Annotated in this window: 15 protein-coding genes; 9 read left to right on the top strand and 6 right to left on the bottom strand. The window is 36.9% G+C overall.

Features of this window, described 5'->3' with window-relative positions; genetic code table 11:
- Window positions 1-208 precede the first annotated feature (208 nt).
- From L8T27_RS17405 to L8T27_RS17375, 8 genes are all read left to right on the top strand, one after another.
- Window positions 209-1,186 carry a glycosyltransferase family 2 protein gene (locus tag L8T27_RS17405; protein ID WP_237941979.1) on the top strand — a complete coding sequence of 326 codons (978 nt, stop codon included), beginning with the start codon at window positions 209-211 and terminating at the stop codon, window positions 1,184-1,186.
- 43 nt (window positions 1,187-1,229) lie between these two features.
- Complete coding sequence (locus L8T27_RS17400) at window positions 1,230-2,321, top strand: polysaccharide pyruvyl transferase family protein (RefSeq protein ID WP_248574452.1); 1,092 nt, start codon at window positions 1,230-1,232, stop codon at window positions 2,319-2,321.
- Between the two features lie 12 nt (window positions 2,322-2,333).
- A complete protein-coding gene (locus tag L8T27_RS17395) occupies window positions 2,334-3,860 on the top strand; it encodes a polysaccharide biosynthesis protein (RefSeq protein WP_237941977.1) in 1,527 nt (508 codons plus the stop codon).
- A gap of 15 nt (window positions 3,861-3,875) precedes the next feature.
- A complete protein-coding gene (locus L8T27_RS17390) occupies window positions 3,876-5,189 on the top strand; it encodes a glycosyltransferase family 2 protein (RefSeq protein WP_237941976.1) in 1,314 nt (437 codons plus the stop codon).
- Between the two features lie 320 nt (window positions 5,190-5,509).
- A complete protein-coding gene (locus L8T27_RS17385; protein WP_237941975.1) occupies window positions 5,510-6,016 on the top strand; it encodes a hypothetical protein in 507 nt (168 codons plus the stop codon).
- Window positions 6,017-6,247: 231 nt separating this feature from the next.
- Window positions 6,248-6,622: a DUF2599 domain-containing protein gene (locus L8T27_RS28935; protein WP_481858854.1), complete on the top strand. Its 375-nt coding sequence runs from the start codon at window positions 6,248-6,250 to the stop codon at window positions 6,620-6,622.
- Window positions 6,623-6,635: 13 nt separating this feature from the next.
- Window positions 6,636-6,968, top strand: coding sequence for a hypothetical protein (locus tag L8T27_RS17380; RefSeq protein WP_237941974.1), 333 nt, complete (start codon window positions 6,636-6,638; stop codon window positions 6,966-6,968).
- A gap of 83 nt (window positions 6,969-7,051) precedes the next feature.
- Window positions 7,052-7,390, top strand: a complete 339-nt coding sequence (locus L8T27_RS17375; protein WP_237941973.1) for a hypothetical protein — start codon at window positions 7,052-7,054, stop codon at window positions 7,388-7,390.
- A gap of 41 nt (window positions 7,391-7,431) precedes the next feature.
- Here the strand turns inward: L8T27_RS17375 and L8T27_RS17370 are convergent, their stop codons facing one another.
- Window positions 7,432-8,823, bottom strand: a complete 1,392-nt coding sequence (locus tag L8T27_RS17370) for an amino acid permease (protein WP_237941972.1) — start codon at window positions 8,821-8,823, stop codon at window positions 7,432-7,434.
- Between the two features lie 539 nt (window positions 8,824-9,362).
- Here L8T27_RS17370 and L8T27_RS17365 point away from each other — a divergent pair.
- Window positions 9,363-10,616 carry an ATP-binding protein gene (locus L8T27_RS17365; protein WP_237941971.1) on the top strand — a complete coding sequence of 418 codons (1,254 nt, stop codon included), beginning with the start codon at window positions 9,363-9,365 and terminating at the stop codon, window positions 10,614-10,616.
- Window positions 10,617-10,659: 43 nt separating this feature from the next.
- On the opposite strand, the gene L8T27_RS17360 is transcribed toward L8T27_RS17365, so the two are convergent.
- The 5 genes from L8T27_RS17360 to L8T27_RS17340 form a co-directional block, all read right to left on the bottom strand.
- Complete coding sequence (locus L8T27_RS17360; protein WP_233315761.1) at window positions 10,660-10,797, bottom strand: hypothetical protein; 138 nt, start codon at window positions 10,795-10,797, stop codon at window positions 10,660-10,662.
- 81 nt (window positions 10,798-10,878) lie between these two features.
- Window positions 10,879-12,822, bottom strand: coding sequence for an ABC transporter permease (locus L8T27_RS17355; protein ID WP_237941970.1), 1,944 nt, complete (start codon window positions 12,820-12,822; stop codon window positions 10,879-10,881).
- Entirely contained in the window at window positions 12,812-13,573 is a 762-nt protein-coding gene (locus tag L8T27_RS17350; RefSeq protein ID WP_233315759.1) for an ABC transporter ATP-binding protein, read from the bottom strand. Before L8T27_RS17350 ends, L8T27_RS17355 begins: the two co-directional genes overlap by 11 nt.
- A 107-nt stretch (window positions 13,574-13,680) precedes the next feature.
- The gene (locus L8T27_RS17345) at window positions 13,681-14,694 is read right to left on the bottom strand and encodes a sensor histidine kinase (protein ID WP_237941969.1); all 1,014 of its coding nucleotides are present in this window, start codon (window positions 14,692-14,694) and stop codon (window positions 13,681-13,683) included.
- Window positions 14,691-15,380 (bottom strand): response regulator transcription factor, encoded by a 690-nt coding sequence (locus L8T27_RS17340; RefSeq protein WP_237941968.1) that lies wholly within the window; start codon window positions 15,378-15,380, stop codon window positions 14,691-14,693. The genes L8T27_RS17345 and L8T27_RS17340 overlap by 4 nt, the downstream gene beginning before the upstream one ends.
- Between the last annotated feature and the right edge of the window lie 122 nt (window positions 15,381-15,502).

The raw sequence follows: 15,502 nt of genomic DNA, 5'->3' as shown, positions 1-15,502 counted from the left end.
ATGAATTATTTTAAGAGTTGTAATAGTTTGATGGATAAAGAGAGGGAGTTCATTAAAAGCAACAGGAAAAACTTTAAGTTACTGTAAAGAATTAGTGTTATTTCTGCTAATTAAATTCCATTATTATCTTTGCTTTTCTAATTGTTAGTATAATGAACGAAAGAGGAGCTACCCTAATGTACAACATAGCGGAGGGACAAACAAAGACATGATTAATCCTTTAATAAGTATTATCATACCTGTTTATAATGTAGAAGCATATATAACGAGATGTTTGGATTCACTCAAAAATCAAACGTATAAACATATAGAAATAGTAGTGATAAATGACGGTTCGACTGATAACTCTTTAAGCATTGTAGAGGAAATCGGCAAAACAGAAAATAGAATCCACATTTATAACAAAGAAAATGGCGGTCAAGCGAGCGCTAGAAACTTAGGGATAAGTATCGCAAAAGGCGAATACTTTATGTTTGTGGACAGCGATGATTATTTGGACAATAATGCCGTTCAAGCATGTGTGGATATAGTCAACAGCCAACAATGTGACTTGATTGTGTTTGACTATTACAAAGTGAATAAACAAGGCCAGAAACAGCATATTCGTCTTGGCACAGAACTGCATACCTGCAGTGCCGGACCTTGTAATAAACTGTTTAGCAGAAAGTTATGGGAGAACTATCGTTTTCCTGAGGGCTATTGGTATGAAGATCTCGGGATTGTCCCAGTGGTTGTTGCGAATGCTAGTAATATAGCAAAAATTGATCAAGCACTCTATTTTTATGATGTTTCTAGAGAGACTTCTCAAACGAACACAATTAATCCTTTAAAACTGAACGATAAGATTTATATGGTTGAAAATGTGTATAAAGAATTAGAAAGACAAGGGAAGCTTAATAAGAATCTAAATAAGGTTGAATATTTGTTTATCGACCATCTCTTGAATGGATTATTATTTAAACTCATGTACGTAGAAGATACGACTGTAAGAATGAATATAGCCGTGAATATAAAGGCAACAATGGACCGCTACTTCCCTAAATGGGAAGCTTCCGTAAAGCATAACAATAAAGGGATAAAAAAATTAATGAAAAGAATTGTAATTCATCAATACTTAAAGGGGCAGTTTCTCCTAGGCGATGTTTTATTAAAGTACCCGAAACAGCTTAAAAAGAAGATTGTGTAAAAAAGCTAACTAACTTAACTGTATGGATAAACGAGGTGTTTCTTTGAAAAGGGTTTTAATATCAGCATATTTAAACAACAACTTAGGAGATGATTTATTCGTTAAAGTTTTATGTGAGAGATACCCTCAAACACAATTCTATATTTATGAAAATAAAGAGAAGCTTAGTGCTTTCACAGGAATAAAAAACTTACATGTGATTTATCCGAATATCCTTTATAAGGTGATTGATAAGATTCCTAATAAACTATTCAGCAAATCCTTTATTAGAACGATGCTTGGTTTAACGATGGACGCACATGTATATATTGGCGGCTCTCTTTTTATCGAAAAAGAGAATTGGAAAATGAAGATAAAAAAGGATAAAGCGAAGCTATTAAATAATAAGTCTAATTTTTTGTTAGGCTGCAATTTTGGGCCATATGAAAATAGCGGCTTTTTTGAAAGCTATCAACATATCTTCTCAAACTATGATGATGTTTGCTTTAGAGATAATCAATCATATGAGTTGTTTAAAGAGCTTCCCAATGTCCGCTTAGCACAAGATGTTGTGTTTAATTTGGATTATCAAGCACAAGGAATTCAGGTGGAGAAAAGGGTTGGTATTTCACTGATAGATGTGAGTAACCGGGAAAACCTAGCACCATTTAAAGCGGCTTATTTACAGAAGATGAAAGAAATTTGTGAATCATTTATTAACAATGATTATCAAGTCACGTTATTTTCCTTTTGTAAATATGAAGGTGATGAAAAAGCAATCGCTGAGCTGCTGCAAGTAATGGACGATAAATACAAGCCTAACATCAAAGTAGTTAACTATGAAAATGATTTAGATACAGCATTGGCGGAGCTTCATAAAGTCGAAATAATGTATGCCACAAGATTTCACGCGATGATTCTTGGGTTGTTATTTAAGAAAAAAGTGTTTCCGATAATTTACAGCAAAAAAATGACCAATGTGTTACACGATATAAATTTTGAAGGAAAATACAGTGAAATCAAGGATATTGGCAAGCTTGATATTACAGAACTTGCGCAGGTAGAGTATCGAGAACTGGATATGGAGCATATTATCAAGGATTCTAACCTGCAGTTTCTACAGCTGGATAAATACTTGTTGAATGACTGGAAATAAAAAGGAGTAAATATGAAAGCCAAAAGAAGTCTGATCAATTTAGCCTTAGGGTTAATAAGTCAGTTACTAATCATAGCACTGGGCATTTTAATTCCGCGTTTACTTTTGGTGAACTTTGGTTCTGAGGTAAATGGATTATTATCTTCTGTTGGGCAAATTATTATTTATATGTCCCTATTAGAAGCAGGGGTAGGAGCTGCCTCCTTACAAGCATTATATAAACAAGTGGCAGGTGCAAATCGGGAAAATATAAATTCTATCCTGTCAGCTACATCAAGCTACTATAAAAAAACGGGTATTTACTATTTTATCTGTATTATCCTGCTTTCCGTTTTCTATCCGCTTTTTATTGATTCATCCATCGATAAAATGACGATTATGTTTGTAATTCTCGTTACGGGTATGGGCGGAGCTATTAATTTCTATTTTCAAGGAACCTTTAAAGTTTTTTTAATTGCAGAAGGAAAAAGCTATGTCGATACATCAATCACAACACTTATTAATATTGTGATAAGTGGATTAAAGATTCTATTTATCCTTAAAGGCTATAATCTTATTGCGATTCAATCGACACATTTTGTGTTAATGATTGTGCAAATTATCATTTATCAAATCTATATTAATAGAAATTATCAATGGCTAGATTTAAAGGTTAAACCAGATTTTGACGCCATTTCGCAAAAAAAATCAGTGATGGTTCACCAAATATCTTCTCTAATCTTTAACAATACGGATGTCCTTATTCTGACTATCTTTACGAATTTAAAGGTTGTAAGTGTCTATGTGCTTTATAATATGCTGTTTTCTGTATTAGATAAAGTCATCAGCACCGTCAACAGCAGTGTCACATTTGCACTCGGACAAACCTTTCATGAAGGCAAAGATAAGTTCTTAAAACTATTTAATGCTTACGAAGTTTGTTTCATGTCCTTTGTGTTCTCCTTATTTACGGTCGCCTATATATTCATCTTGCCATTTATGGAGCTGTATACGAGCGGAATTAAGGATATAAACTATATTGATTTTTGGATACCGACCTTATTTGTCATCATTAAATTATTAGTGAATGCGCGAGCAACCTCTAATAATGTCATAAATATTGCAGGGCATTTCAAGAAGACACAAAGCCGGGCGATATTGGAATGTACGATTAATCTAGTCTGCTCCATCACGCTTGTTCAGTTTTTAGGAATATATGGTGTGCTGCTTGGCACAATCGCAGCATTATTATATCGCTCTATCGATATCGTCCTTTATGCGAACAAAAAGATACTAGAAAGAAATGCGTGGATGACAATAAGAAGATGGCTGACAAATATTGTGATATTCTCAATCATCGTAACTGCAGCCAAAGCGATGAGCATTCATCCAACTTCTTATATAACTACAATTCTTAGCGCCGTTATTTTATTAGGATTAACGATTGTGATATTTGCTTCTGTTAATGCTGTTATCGACAGAGAGGCTTTTAAATATACAAGAGATATTATCGTTAAACTTATTAATCAACAAAAGCGCAAAAAATCTATCTCTACATAAGAGAGGAGGATGTTTATGAATTTGGAGCATGAACTAAAACAAACTGGCACTGTGATTACTGACTTTTTCCATACCAATCAGCAAGAAATGAGCACTATAGTGGATATAGCACAACTTCAAAAGTTTTTAAGTGAAAAACTAGCTGACTCTGCCGAACAAAAGGATTATATAGAGAATTTTAACGAAGTGTTACTTGCACTGTTAAAAGGAAAGCTGTCTGCAGAAGTGTTTCTTTTCTATTTAGAAGCGCAATTTTTTCTAGATGAAGCAGCTGCTAAACAAATATTCACTCATATAACGAGGTTTCAGGCTTTTAAGGAAAGCTCGCTGCATGATGAAATTACGTTCCCAAACCAATCAGGACCGAAAGTGAATGTTATTATTACTACGTATAATAGAGAAAGATTTCTAGAACAAGTAATTGATAGTATTCTAAAGCAAGATTATCCAAATATTGAGTTAATCATCATAGACGATAACTCCCAGGACGGAACAAGCTCTTTAATGGAGAAGAAATATACTAGTACGTCCAATGTTATTTATATGAGAAATAACAAGAATGAAGGACCAGGCACGAACCGGTTGAAAGCCTTTGTTACACATGCTGACGGCGAGTATATTTTCTTTTTAGATGATGACGATTATCTGATTGATTCGAATTATATAAGCAAAGCAGTCCATTTTCATGAACAGCATCCAGAAGTTTCATTTGTGGCAGCTAATGTATTCTTAGATAAAACGAACAAATCCGAATTAAAACTTTCAGACCTTAAGCTAAACACCATCGTCAAAAAATATGATTATTTTATTAACTTTGAAAAAAAAGGCTACCCAAAGCCAGCATCCACATTAACAACTGTTTTTAAGCGGTCTGCGCTCATTGAGATGGACATTGTAAACATGAAAATGGTCAATGATTCTGCTATCTATTTAAGATCCCTGCTCGTTGGCGATGCCGGCTTTCTTGATACAGTCGCAGGTGTGTATCGAATTCACGGCAATAATATCACCTTTAACTTAAAGAGTGACTTTATCATTGAAAATTTAAACGAAAAAAAGACAATCAAAAATATGGCTGTTAATGACTTCAACTACAATGCCAAAGAAGTAGAGGACTGGTTTGGAAACAGTGTGTACGTTACAGTTATGTACTTCTTAAAATATTCCGCTAAAAACGCAAATGATTATTTTGTGATGTTAAATTGGACAAAGGAAAACTGCAGAAGTATTTATAAAAAGATGCGATATGCAGCGCTGAAATTTGTCATTAAAAGACGGCTGTCCAGACTTCGTAATCTGGGCAGGAAAGCTGTCGTGCAGAAAAGTTAACAAGGAAGGGTGAGTCCGGTTTTATTGGGCTCATCTTTTTTGTCTAAGCATTTATTCTTAGATAGTTAATCCTTACTTTTGAACAAATATCCAAAAAAGCACTCTATGTTAGTTGTGTCCATCAATTAATAGAGAGTGCTTTGTATTAATTCTCCTTCTAACTTAGGTAGAAATATAATGAAAAATTTCCCTTTCAATTTTTAGAGAAATACTACTATGTGCTAATTAATGTGAATAACCCATCTTCCATGATCATTTTGTGAACTCAAAGGAAACGGATGCTTCAATAAAGAAACCCAAAAAAGAAGAGAGGAGGGCAGATGAAAAATAAAAAAATCCATGAAGCAAGATGTTTCACTTTAAGTATTACAAATATTGAGGGGGAATTTCTTATGTTTAAAAAAATATTTAGTCTAATTGTAATTACCGTTCTGTTTGTAGGTATGTTTAATCTGCCAATTACAAGAGCAGAGACGAAGGATAATTCTAATATCAAATCTCCTGAAGAATTTGCAGCCAATATGGAGGAGTTACCATTCGATTTAATCGAAGATGTTGAAACAAGTGACTATAAAGAAAATAGGGATAGTATCATATCGGAGGAAGAAGAATACAGTGCAGAGATAGATTTTGATAAAAGTAGTATAGAATTTACAGATGAAGATGGAAATAGTATTGAGATTTCTTTAGATGATGAAGAGTTAGAGTTTAAAGAAAATGATGATGGAACTATAGTTTATGAAAATGAAGATGAAGATTATCGGGTGGAAAACCAAATATTGGATGGAGGTTTTAGGCAAATTTATACAATGGAATCTGAAGAATAACCTAAAGAATTTAAAATTGACATTGAGTTAGAGAAAAACCAATATTTAGTTGAAGAAGACGGATTATATTATGTTAAAGATGATAAGGGAGAAATAATATTCAGTATTGGGAAGCCTTGGGCTGTTGATAATGAAGGTGATTTTATAGAAAGTCAGTATACTCTCAAGGATAATGCAATCTATCAAACAGTAGAATATACAGGCGATAGTTACCCTCTCCAAGCTGATCCTTTGTTCTGTTCAGATACCATAAATAATACTGACTCAAAGTATTTTGGAAATAGTAGCAGTGGTAAATTCTCTGTTTATACAAGAACGTGTGCAAAATTATTCGTAACTTCAAGCTATGTTTTAGGCTCACCATTAACAGGGACATTTGCATCAACTGTTATTGCAAAGGACATGTGGTCTGAGGTTACCGCAGATGCAAATTTCAAGAAAAGTATAGCGAGCTCAAAACATGGTAGGATGAAAGATCAATTTATATGTCATGCGATAAATCCAGGTACTGTTTGGAAAACATCATGGAACTTAGAACCTTGGAGACCTGATAAGTCTCTACTTAACACATATTTAGATGCATGTAATCCGAAAAAATATTATTAACAGGAGTAAATCAATGGGGCTAATTAATAGTTTAAGTGCTACTGTTTATGAACCAATGATAGTAGTACTTTTGTTATTTTCTGCTGGGTTACTATTTTTTTTCATATTATTATATTGTTTACTGAACTTGAAATTTAATATGATAGGGTTTGTTTTTCTTGGACTGTCTATAATTACCTATTTATTGGTTGGCATATACATGGTGGGTAAAGGTTATTACTATGATACAGACCCGAGAGAAGGTCATATTTTTAATAATTATGGATTTTTAGAGCTGATTCTATTAACATACCCATACATTTTCCTAACACTGGCCTGTAGTATAGGTAAAAAGAAAAAGCAGTGAAAGCAAAAAGGGGAATCGTATATTCAAGTGCGAATCCCTTTTATTAAATGCGAGCTCGTATTAAATAAGAGAAAGGAGGGAGGATGATGAACTTCCCTGGAAGTGAGAGTGATTATTTATATGAGCCATTATATGTATGTGTATTGTTACTATTGTTAGGATTAATCTTTTTTGGCATATTATTATATTGTGTTCTAAATATAAAATTCCATATACTAGGATATGTTTTGCTTACTATATCATTTGTCACTTATTTGCTCGTCGGCATCTATATGGTGGGTAAAGGTTATTATTATGATACAGACCCAAGAGAAGGTCATATTTTTAGAGAATATGGATTTTTAGAGCTGATTCTATTAACATACCCATACATTTTCCTAACTCTTGCCTGTTGTATAGGTCAAAAAAAATCAGCTAAATAAAAAACAGCACTCCTTAATGTTAGGAGTGCTGTTTTCTATATTTAACGGTTTGCTGTTGTAGTAGTGTCCTTTTTGTCTGGGCGTTCCTTGCCGATGCCAAAAGCGAAGAAGCTGATGACAACTAAGAGAAGGAAGATGATTCCGACAACAAGAGAGACTTGTGTGTCTTTATTGAAGGCCATGCCGACAAGGACGATTAATAGAAATACGATAGTTGCATAATTTGTTACAGGTGCAAATGGCATTTTAAATGGATGGCTGCCCATTTCGGCTGCTTTCGCTTTTCTGAAACGAATTTGGCTGATTAAGATGACAAACCATGGCACCATTCCTGGCAAGACACTTGCACTATAAACGTAAACAAAGATGCCCTTTGGTGCGATATAGCTTAAGATAACACCAACTAATAATCCGACCATGACGCCGATTGTGCTGAATAATGGTACGCCATTTGAAGTTAGTTTTCCAAAAAAGGCTGGTGCTTGCTTGTTCATTGCTAATGTATAAAGCATGCGTCCTGCACTGTAAATACCGCTGTTGCAGCCTGACATGGCAGCAGTGATAACAACAAAGTTAATAATACCAGCAGCAGCTGTGATACCGACTTTAGCAAATGTTGCTACAAACGGGCTGCCGACAGAGCTGAGCTGATCCCATGGATACACTGTAACAATAACGAAAATCGCGCCAATATAGAAAATAAGAATGCGCCAGATAATGCTGTTGATTGACTTTGTTAGTGTTTTCTTTGGATCTTTTGCTTCTCCAGCAGTGATCCCAATCAATTCAACGCCTTGATAAGCCCCGATAACAAGAGAAAGGGCAAAGAAGAATCCTGTGAAGCCGCCTGAGAAGAAGCCGCCGTGTGCCCACAGATTTGATAAGCCGACAGCTTGTCCGCCGTTTCCAAATCCGAAGAAGATAATGCCTAAGCCTGCTACAATTAAGAGCACGATTGTGACAATCTTAATCATGGCAAACCAAAATTCAAATTCTCCGAAGGATTTTACTGAAACTAAATTAGCAGCACCTAGTATTGCCATGGCGATTAATCCTGGAATCCATGGCGGTAAATCAGGGAACCAGTAGTTCATATATTCTCCGACAGCAATGATTTCTGACATGCCGACGATTACCCACTGGAACCAGTTGCTCCAAGCAGTCATATAGCCTGCAAGCGGGTGGATGTATTTATGGCCGAATGTGGCGAAGGAACCTGTGCTAGGCTCTAGATAAAGCATTTCTCCCATTGCCCGCATGATAAAGAATACGAACATTCCAGCAATTGCGTATGCAAGCAAAACGGATGGGCCTGTCCAGCCGATTGTACTGGAAGAGCCTAGGAACAGTCCGACTCCGATTGTTCCGCCTAATGCAATCATTTGGATATGACGTGATTCTAAGCCTTGGGAAAGCTTGTTGTTGTTTGACATTTATATCCCCTCTTTCACGATTTAGCAGCCGTAATTTTCAAAATAAGATAATGCTCATGGAGTAGGTTTCCGGCAACGAAATGATGAAGTTGGAATAAAACCAATCTCATTTCTTGCAGTTTTATTAAAAAGCATCTTTCAGCTGGTTATCTATAATTCTTGATTCAACTTAACTATCATAATAAATTTTTCCTAAGAATACAATTGTATTTCTGGAGAGTACAATAAGAAAGGGTTTTCATGAACAGGAATTCTTTATTTTGCAATAGTGTGTGAATAATGAGACAGCGTTTGAGACCGCAAGCTACAAGGGTAGAAGAAAAATAAAGCTATATAACAATAAAGAAATGATCTTTTTGCGATTTCTGCAGATTTTTTGACAAAAGACACATAATCTAGCCGTAAAAAAACAATCATAAATTTTTACCAATTCCACCAATCAGATGGTAGAATAAGAGAAAAGAATGTTCATCATAAAGAACGTGTTAATACTATTATGTTGCATGGGAGCAATGGATATGATGGGGAGACCTCCAAATATGAAAAGAACTGGACAAGTTGTGTTGGTGTTAGTTTCGGTCCTATTTACGTTGTATCAGAAGATAGCAGACCAAGAGCCTTTCTTTACAATCGACTTCTTCATTTTTACGGCCATTGCATGGTTTGTCGGCTATCATATTGACTTAGGCAGCTATTTTGAGCAAAAAGCCCGTTCGAGTGAGACGAGCTACAGGCTGCTAGTTGATTCCCTGCCAGAGCCGGTGTTTATTCATCACAAGAACAAAATTATCTTTGTGAATAAGGCAGCAGTTCTAATGATGGGGGCGAACTCTCCTAGTGAGCTGATTGGCAGGTCCTTCGGAGAATTTATTGCACCTGAATACAAGGAACGCTGGGAAATGCGGATGAGTCTTGTCAAAACAGAGAAGAAGCCGCTCCACAATATTGAATATAAAATGATGCGATTCGACAAATCGGTGTTTTATTTTGAGGTCAGCTGTCTGTCGATTGCCTTTGACGGCAAGGATGCCGTTCTTTCCCTCGGCACAGATATTACAGAGCGCAAAGAGCAGACGAACCAATATGTGCAGAAGTCAGAGAAAATGGCGCTGCTCGGGCAAATGTCTGCAGGAATTGCCCACGAAATCCGCAATCCTCTTACTTCCATCAAAGGATTTATTCAGCTGTTAAAGTCTGATGATAAGCAGAATGAATATTTGGATATCGTTCTATCCGAAATAGAGCGAATAAATACGATTGTCGGAGAGTTTTTGTTTCTTTCTAAACCGACTGCAGACGTTTATAAAAAGAAAAATATTAAAGATATTATTAAAGATGTTGTCACCTTTATCAATGCTCAGTCCAATTTGTATAATACACAAATTTACACGAAGATGGATGAAGACATCCCGATGATTTTTTGTGAAGAAAACCGTTTGAAGCAAGTATTCCTTAACCTTCTGCAAAACTCGATCGAAGCAATGCCAAACGGGGGAATTATTGCGATAACAGTAGAAGCGCTAGAAGAAGACAAGATATCGATTCAAATTGTCGACCAAGGGATTGGCATTGAAGAAGAGAGACTTGCGACACTCGGCGAACCTTTCTATACAACAAAGGAGAAGGGGACAGGACTTGGATTAATGACCTGCTTCAAGATAATTGAAGAGGGCCATCACGGCCAATTAAACATTAAAAGTAGGGTAGGTAGTGGGACGACTGTGGAAATAGTGCTGCCAAGCCTTACACAGGAAATGTTAGGAGGGTGCGGCAACTCCAAATTTGCCCAATGAAAAGAGCAGGCTACCGTAAACTAGCCTGCTCTTTTTATACGGGTTATTTATTAAACTTATCTTTCATTTTATCCTTTAACTTTTCACCCATATCTCTTTCTTTGTCTCGGACTTTCTCATTTCTTTGCGCCTTTTTCGCAGCATCGATAGCTTTGTCTTTGTATTGGTCAAAGTTACTCATTTCTATCATCCTCCTTAAAAGGTTATAAAGTATATATAGACCTTCTGACAGAAGATAAACTGCCAATAATAGGTAAAGGTTTTAAAGCGCGTTGTTTATTACTTTTTTATAGTATAGGACAGATAATAGTCCAAAGATGGAATAGAGAAGCGTGTAGACGACCATAACAGTAAGCATTGGTGTCCATGCTGTTCCGAAAAAGAACCAGCCTGATTGGACAGCAAAATAACTGTGAGCAAGACCAATCACAAGGGGAATTCCGAAGCTGAACAGCTGCTTGCCTTGAATTCCTCTTAGCAGATCACCCTTCGTATAGCCAAGCTTTCTTAAAATCGTGTAGTTATGCTTTTCCTCTTCGCCTTCATCCATCTGTTTAAAGTAAAGAATACAGCCGGAAGTGATAAGGAAGGTCAAACCTAGAAATCCGACGATAAACATAGTCAGTCCCATATTAGACTTGTTGTTAGTGGCCATATCGAGACGGGAAAGGCTGAATTCCTGCTCCTCTAATTTAAGGTCATGGTAAATGTCATTCGCTTTTTCAATCTCCGCGTTTTTGTTAATATCAACTCCGAAATAAGTGCTTGAAGCTAACTGCAGCTTGTCATTTTTGTTGCTGTTAAGCTGAGCAAATACCTTTTCGTCGACAATCGTTGTCGGCATCCCGCCAGCTGTGTACTTATAGGATATAACTGGCACGTCATCTAAACCAATGAGGTGCAGCGGGATTGCTTCGTCCTTTGTTTCAAGCGTTATATCTCCAGTGTTTTTCATCGGCATAAATTCTTTTAATGCACCATCATAGTTTGTGAATAATGCTTCATCCTCCTCTAAATCGACCCCTTTCACACTGTTTTCGCTTACAACAGCAAGTGTCGTCATATTCGGGTCGAAATTAAGATTGTTGAAATCCGCCTTTAAAATTTTGCCGATATTAATATCAGCCATTATTACGTCAATCTTTGTTTCGTCATATGCTATCTTATTTTTGGTTAATTTTTCTGTAAACAACGCAGCTTCCTCACTCGATCCGAATGAAAAATTAGCGGGGATGCTAGTCTCTGCATTTTTCTCAGCAGAATAGTAGGAGATATAGCATAACGACAGCAAGGCAATCGCAAGCGCTGATACAGTTGTGATAATGGTTAACAGAAGCGAATTGGATTTCATCTTGAACATGATGCTCGATAAAGACAGGACCTCATTAATGTTTAAATAGCCGTTTTTGCTTTTGCGGACAAGATTGAACAGAAAGCTGACAGACCCTTTATAGAAGAGATAGGTGCCAAGTATAACAGACCCTAATATAAAGGCCATCGCACCAAACAATGCATTCATTGTCTGAAAATCGCCATCAAACAGCTTTGACGAAACATAATAGCCTGAGATGATTCCTGCTATCCCGATAATCCCGATAATAATCTCCATGACGGACATTTTTTTAACTCTGCCTTCTGCAGATGATGTTACTCTGAACAAGTTTAAGATTGTTTGTCTTTTAATGAAGATGTAATTCATCAGCATAATGAAGATATAGATGACTGCAAACACAAGAATTGTCTGAACTAATGCCTCATTTGAAAAATGAAGTTTTGCAATTCCTTTTACGCCAGTTATCTTAAATAAAACTAAGATAATTAGCTTTGAAAAGGAAAAGCCGATGAAGGTACCGATGAAAAGCGCTCCAAAGTATAACAGGAAGTTCTCCATTCCTAGAAGCCAAAAGATTTTTTCCTTCGTCATGCCAATCAGCTGGAACAGTCCGATTTCCTTGCTGCGTCTTTTAATGAAAATCATATTCGCATAAAAAAGAAAAATGGAGACGATAACGACTAACAAGATAGAGGCAACTTTAATGGCAGCACCGCCTTTAATCGTTCCTTCCACCGAATCCATAGACGGATCATATTGAAGGGTGACAAAAGCGAAATACAAGCAGACACTGAAAATCAAGGCAAATACATACAAGTAATAATGCTTGATGTTTTTGACAAGGTTGCGAAAAATGAGCTGATTAATGTTCATATTGCACCCCGCTCAAAATTCCTTGTGTCTTCATGATATCCTGGAAGAAATGCTGTCTGTCCTGCTCTCCCTTATTTAACTGTGTGTAAATTTGTCCATCTTTAATGAAAATGACCCTGCTGCAATAGCTCGCAGCAAGTGGATCATGTGTAACCATCAAAATGGTTGCGGCAAGTGTTTCGTTCAAGCTGCTCAGCTTGTTCAAAAGATCAGAAGCTGATTTACTGTCCAATGCACCAGTCGGCTCATCAGCAAAGATGATGCTCGGCTCATGGATAAAAGCTCTGGCTGCAGATGTGCGCTGCTTCTGGCCGCCGGAAATCTCGTTTGGATATTTATCCTTTAGCTCAAATATGCCGAGCTCATTGGCGATTTTTGTAAAGCGGTTTTCTGCTTCTTTTCTTGGTGTTTTCGTTATCGACAAGGGAAGAAGGATATTCTCCTTCACTGTCAGTGTGTCGAGCAGGTTATAATCTTGAAAGATGAAGCCGAGGTTGTTTTTACGGAACTGAGCAAGCTGCTTCTCCCTCATCCCGGTTATTTCACTGCCTTCAATTTTAATGGTTCCGTTGCTTACTTTATCTATGGAAGACAGCACATTAAGCAATGTTGTTTTTCCAGAACCAGAAGCTCCCATAATGCTGACAAACTCGCCTTTTTGAACAGACAGGCTGACACCTCTGAGCACCTCTTGTTTATTAAATTTGTTTCCATAGCTTTTTTGAATTTGATTTGCTTCTAATATCATCAAATTAAGTCACTCTCCTAACCACTTGTTTATATCTACATTATAGGCACCTCGAACTGTCTCATCCTTCGAATCAGCGAACAAAATAGAAGAAGCATGTGACAGTTTTGTCACATGCTTGCATTGCTTAACAAATGGACAAAGTCATTCTTTCTTGGAAAGGTCAAGGTGAATGCTGTTCCTTTTTGCGGCAAGGAATCGACTTCCATTGTAATATGGAGGGTATTTGCTGCCTTTTTGGCAAGGTATAATCCCATGCCTGTCGCATGCTGGTTTTGATGGTTAGCTGTAGATGTGAAGCCTTTATCAAAAATACGTGGCAAATCCTTTTTCTCCATGCCGATTCCGAAATCACGGATTTGCAGTATAATCTGCTCGTCTTTCCTGCTGCTTGTAATGACAATATCTGCTTTTTCGCTGTATTTAACGGCATTTGTCAGCAGCTGTCTGATAATAAATGCCAGCCATTTACTGTCTGTCAGCACTGCGGTTTCTGAAAGCTCAACCTCAAAACCAATTCCTTTCTGGATACACCATGTCTGCAATGTGCGAATTTCATCGTACAAAATATCCTCTAAAGATACTTTTTCCACATACAAATCATTTTGCATGAAAGGCAAGCGTTTTGAATGAAGCTGCTGGTCAAGAAGATGATGTATCCGCAGCCATTCATATGTTAAATTGCCTCGCATTTCTTTATCGTCAATCCGGTCAATTAGAAGTCGCAATGTTGTCATAGGTGTCTTTACTTCATGAATCCAAGAGAGGAGGTCGTCTTTTTCTTGCTCTAATGCGACTGTATTTGTGAGCAGCTCTTCTTTTAACAACAAGGTTTGTTGTCTCAGACTTTCGGCGACAATTTCCTCGAATGGACTTTCAGGAACAGCGATACCTGATAAATCAAGATTATCGTCCCGCTCGGTCAAAGTCTTATAAAAAGCTGTTTCCTTTTGATATCTCCAAAACAAATACAGCAGGCAAAACAGCAAAGACAAAAATACAGTATATAGAACTGATGTGAAGGCAATTGTATCATCAAGTGCTGCCACAACCAGATTCAATGCTAGGAGAAACAAAATAAATAAAAGCCAGCTTTGTTTTTCTTTAATAAATTTCCAAATCATAGCTCGTCCTCTTCAATGGCAATATAGCCTTGGCCGACTTTCGTCTCAATAAACTTTCCGATTCCAATCTCCTCAAGCCGTTTGCGAAGCCGGTTAACATTCACTGTAAGGGTATTATCGCTTATAAAGCGGCTGTCATTCCAAAGATGTTCAATGAGCGTGTCTCGGCTGACAATTTTATTCTTTTGCTCAACAAGCAATTTTAAGATAAAAGCTTCATTCTTTGTCAGTTCGATTGTGCCATTTTCATTAGCTACAGTGTTTGTTTCATAATCGAGGGTTGCACCGCACCAAGTCTTCTTTTCCGTCTGTTCTAGGCTGTAATTGTACACACGGCGGAGAATTGCTTGAATTTTAGCGATTAGCACCTCGAAATGGAAGGGCTTCTGGACAAAATCATCAGCTCCAAGCTGCATCGACATGACCATATCAGTCGGATGATCTCGTGAGGACAGGAAAATAATCGGCACCTTTGATTGAGAGCGAATCATACGGCACCAATGAAATCCGTCGAACTTCGGAAGCTGGATGTCTATGATAACGAGATCAGGCTTTACTGTCGTAAAATCCTGCATTACCTTAGAAAAGTCAGTTATCCCATATACTTCATAAGACCACTGGCTGAGCCGGTCCTTTACTTCAGCAAAAAGGGTTGCGTCATCTTCAATTAATAATATTTTGAACAAAAAATCACCGCACTTAAAAAATTGGTTATATTTGTATTATAAACGTCGATTGAACTAATGTGTAGTGATGTTTAGTATTTCCTTGCTTAAGTGATACTAAGAGTATTACGCGGGAAGGGAGT

The organism is Niallia sp. Man26 (genome assembly GCF_022049065.2).
Lineage (GTDB): Bacteria > Bacillota > Bacilli > Bacillales > Cytobacillaceae > Niallia.
This window is presented reverse-complemented; position numbering and strand designations above follow the sequence as displayed.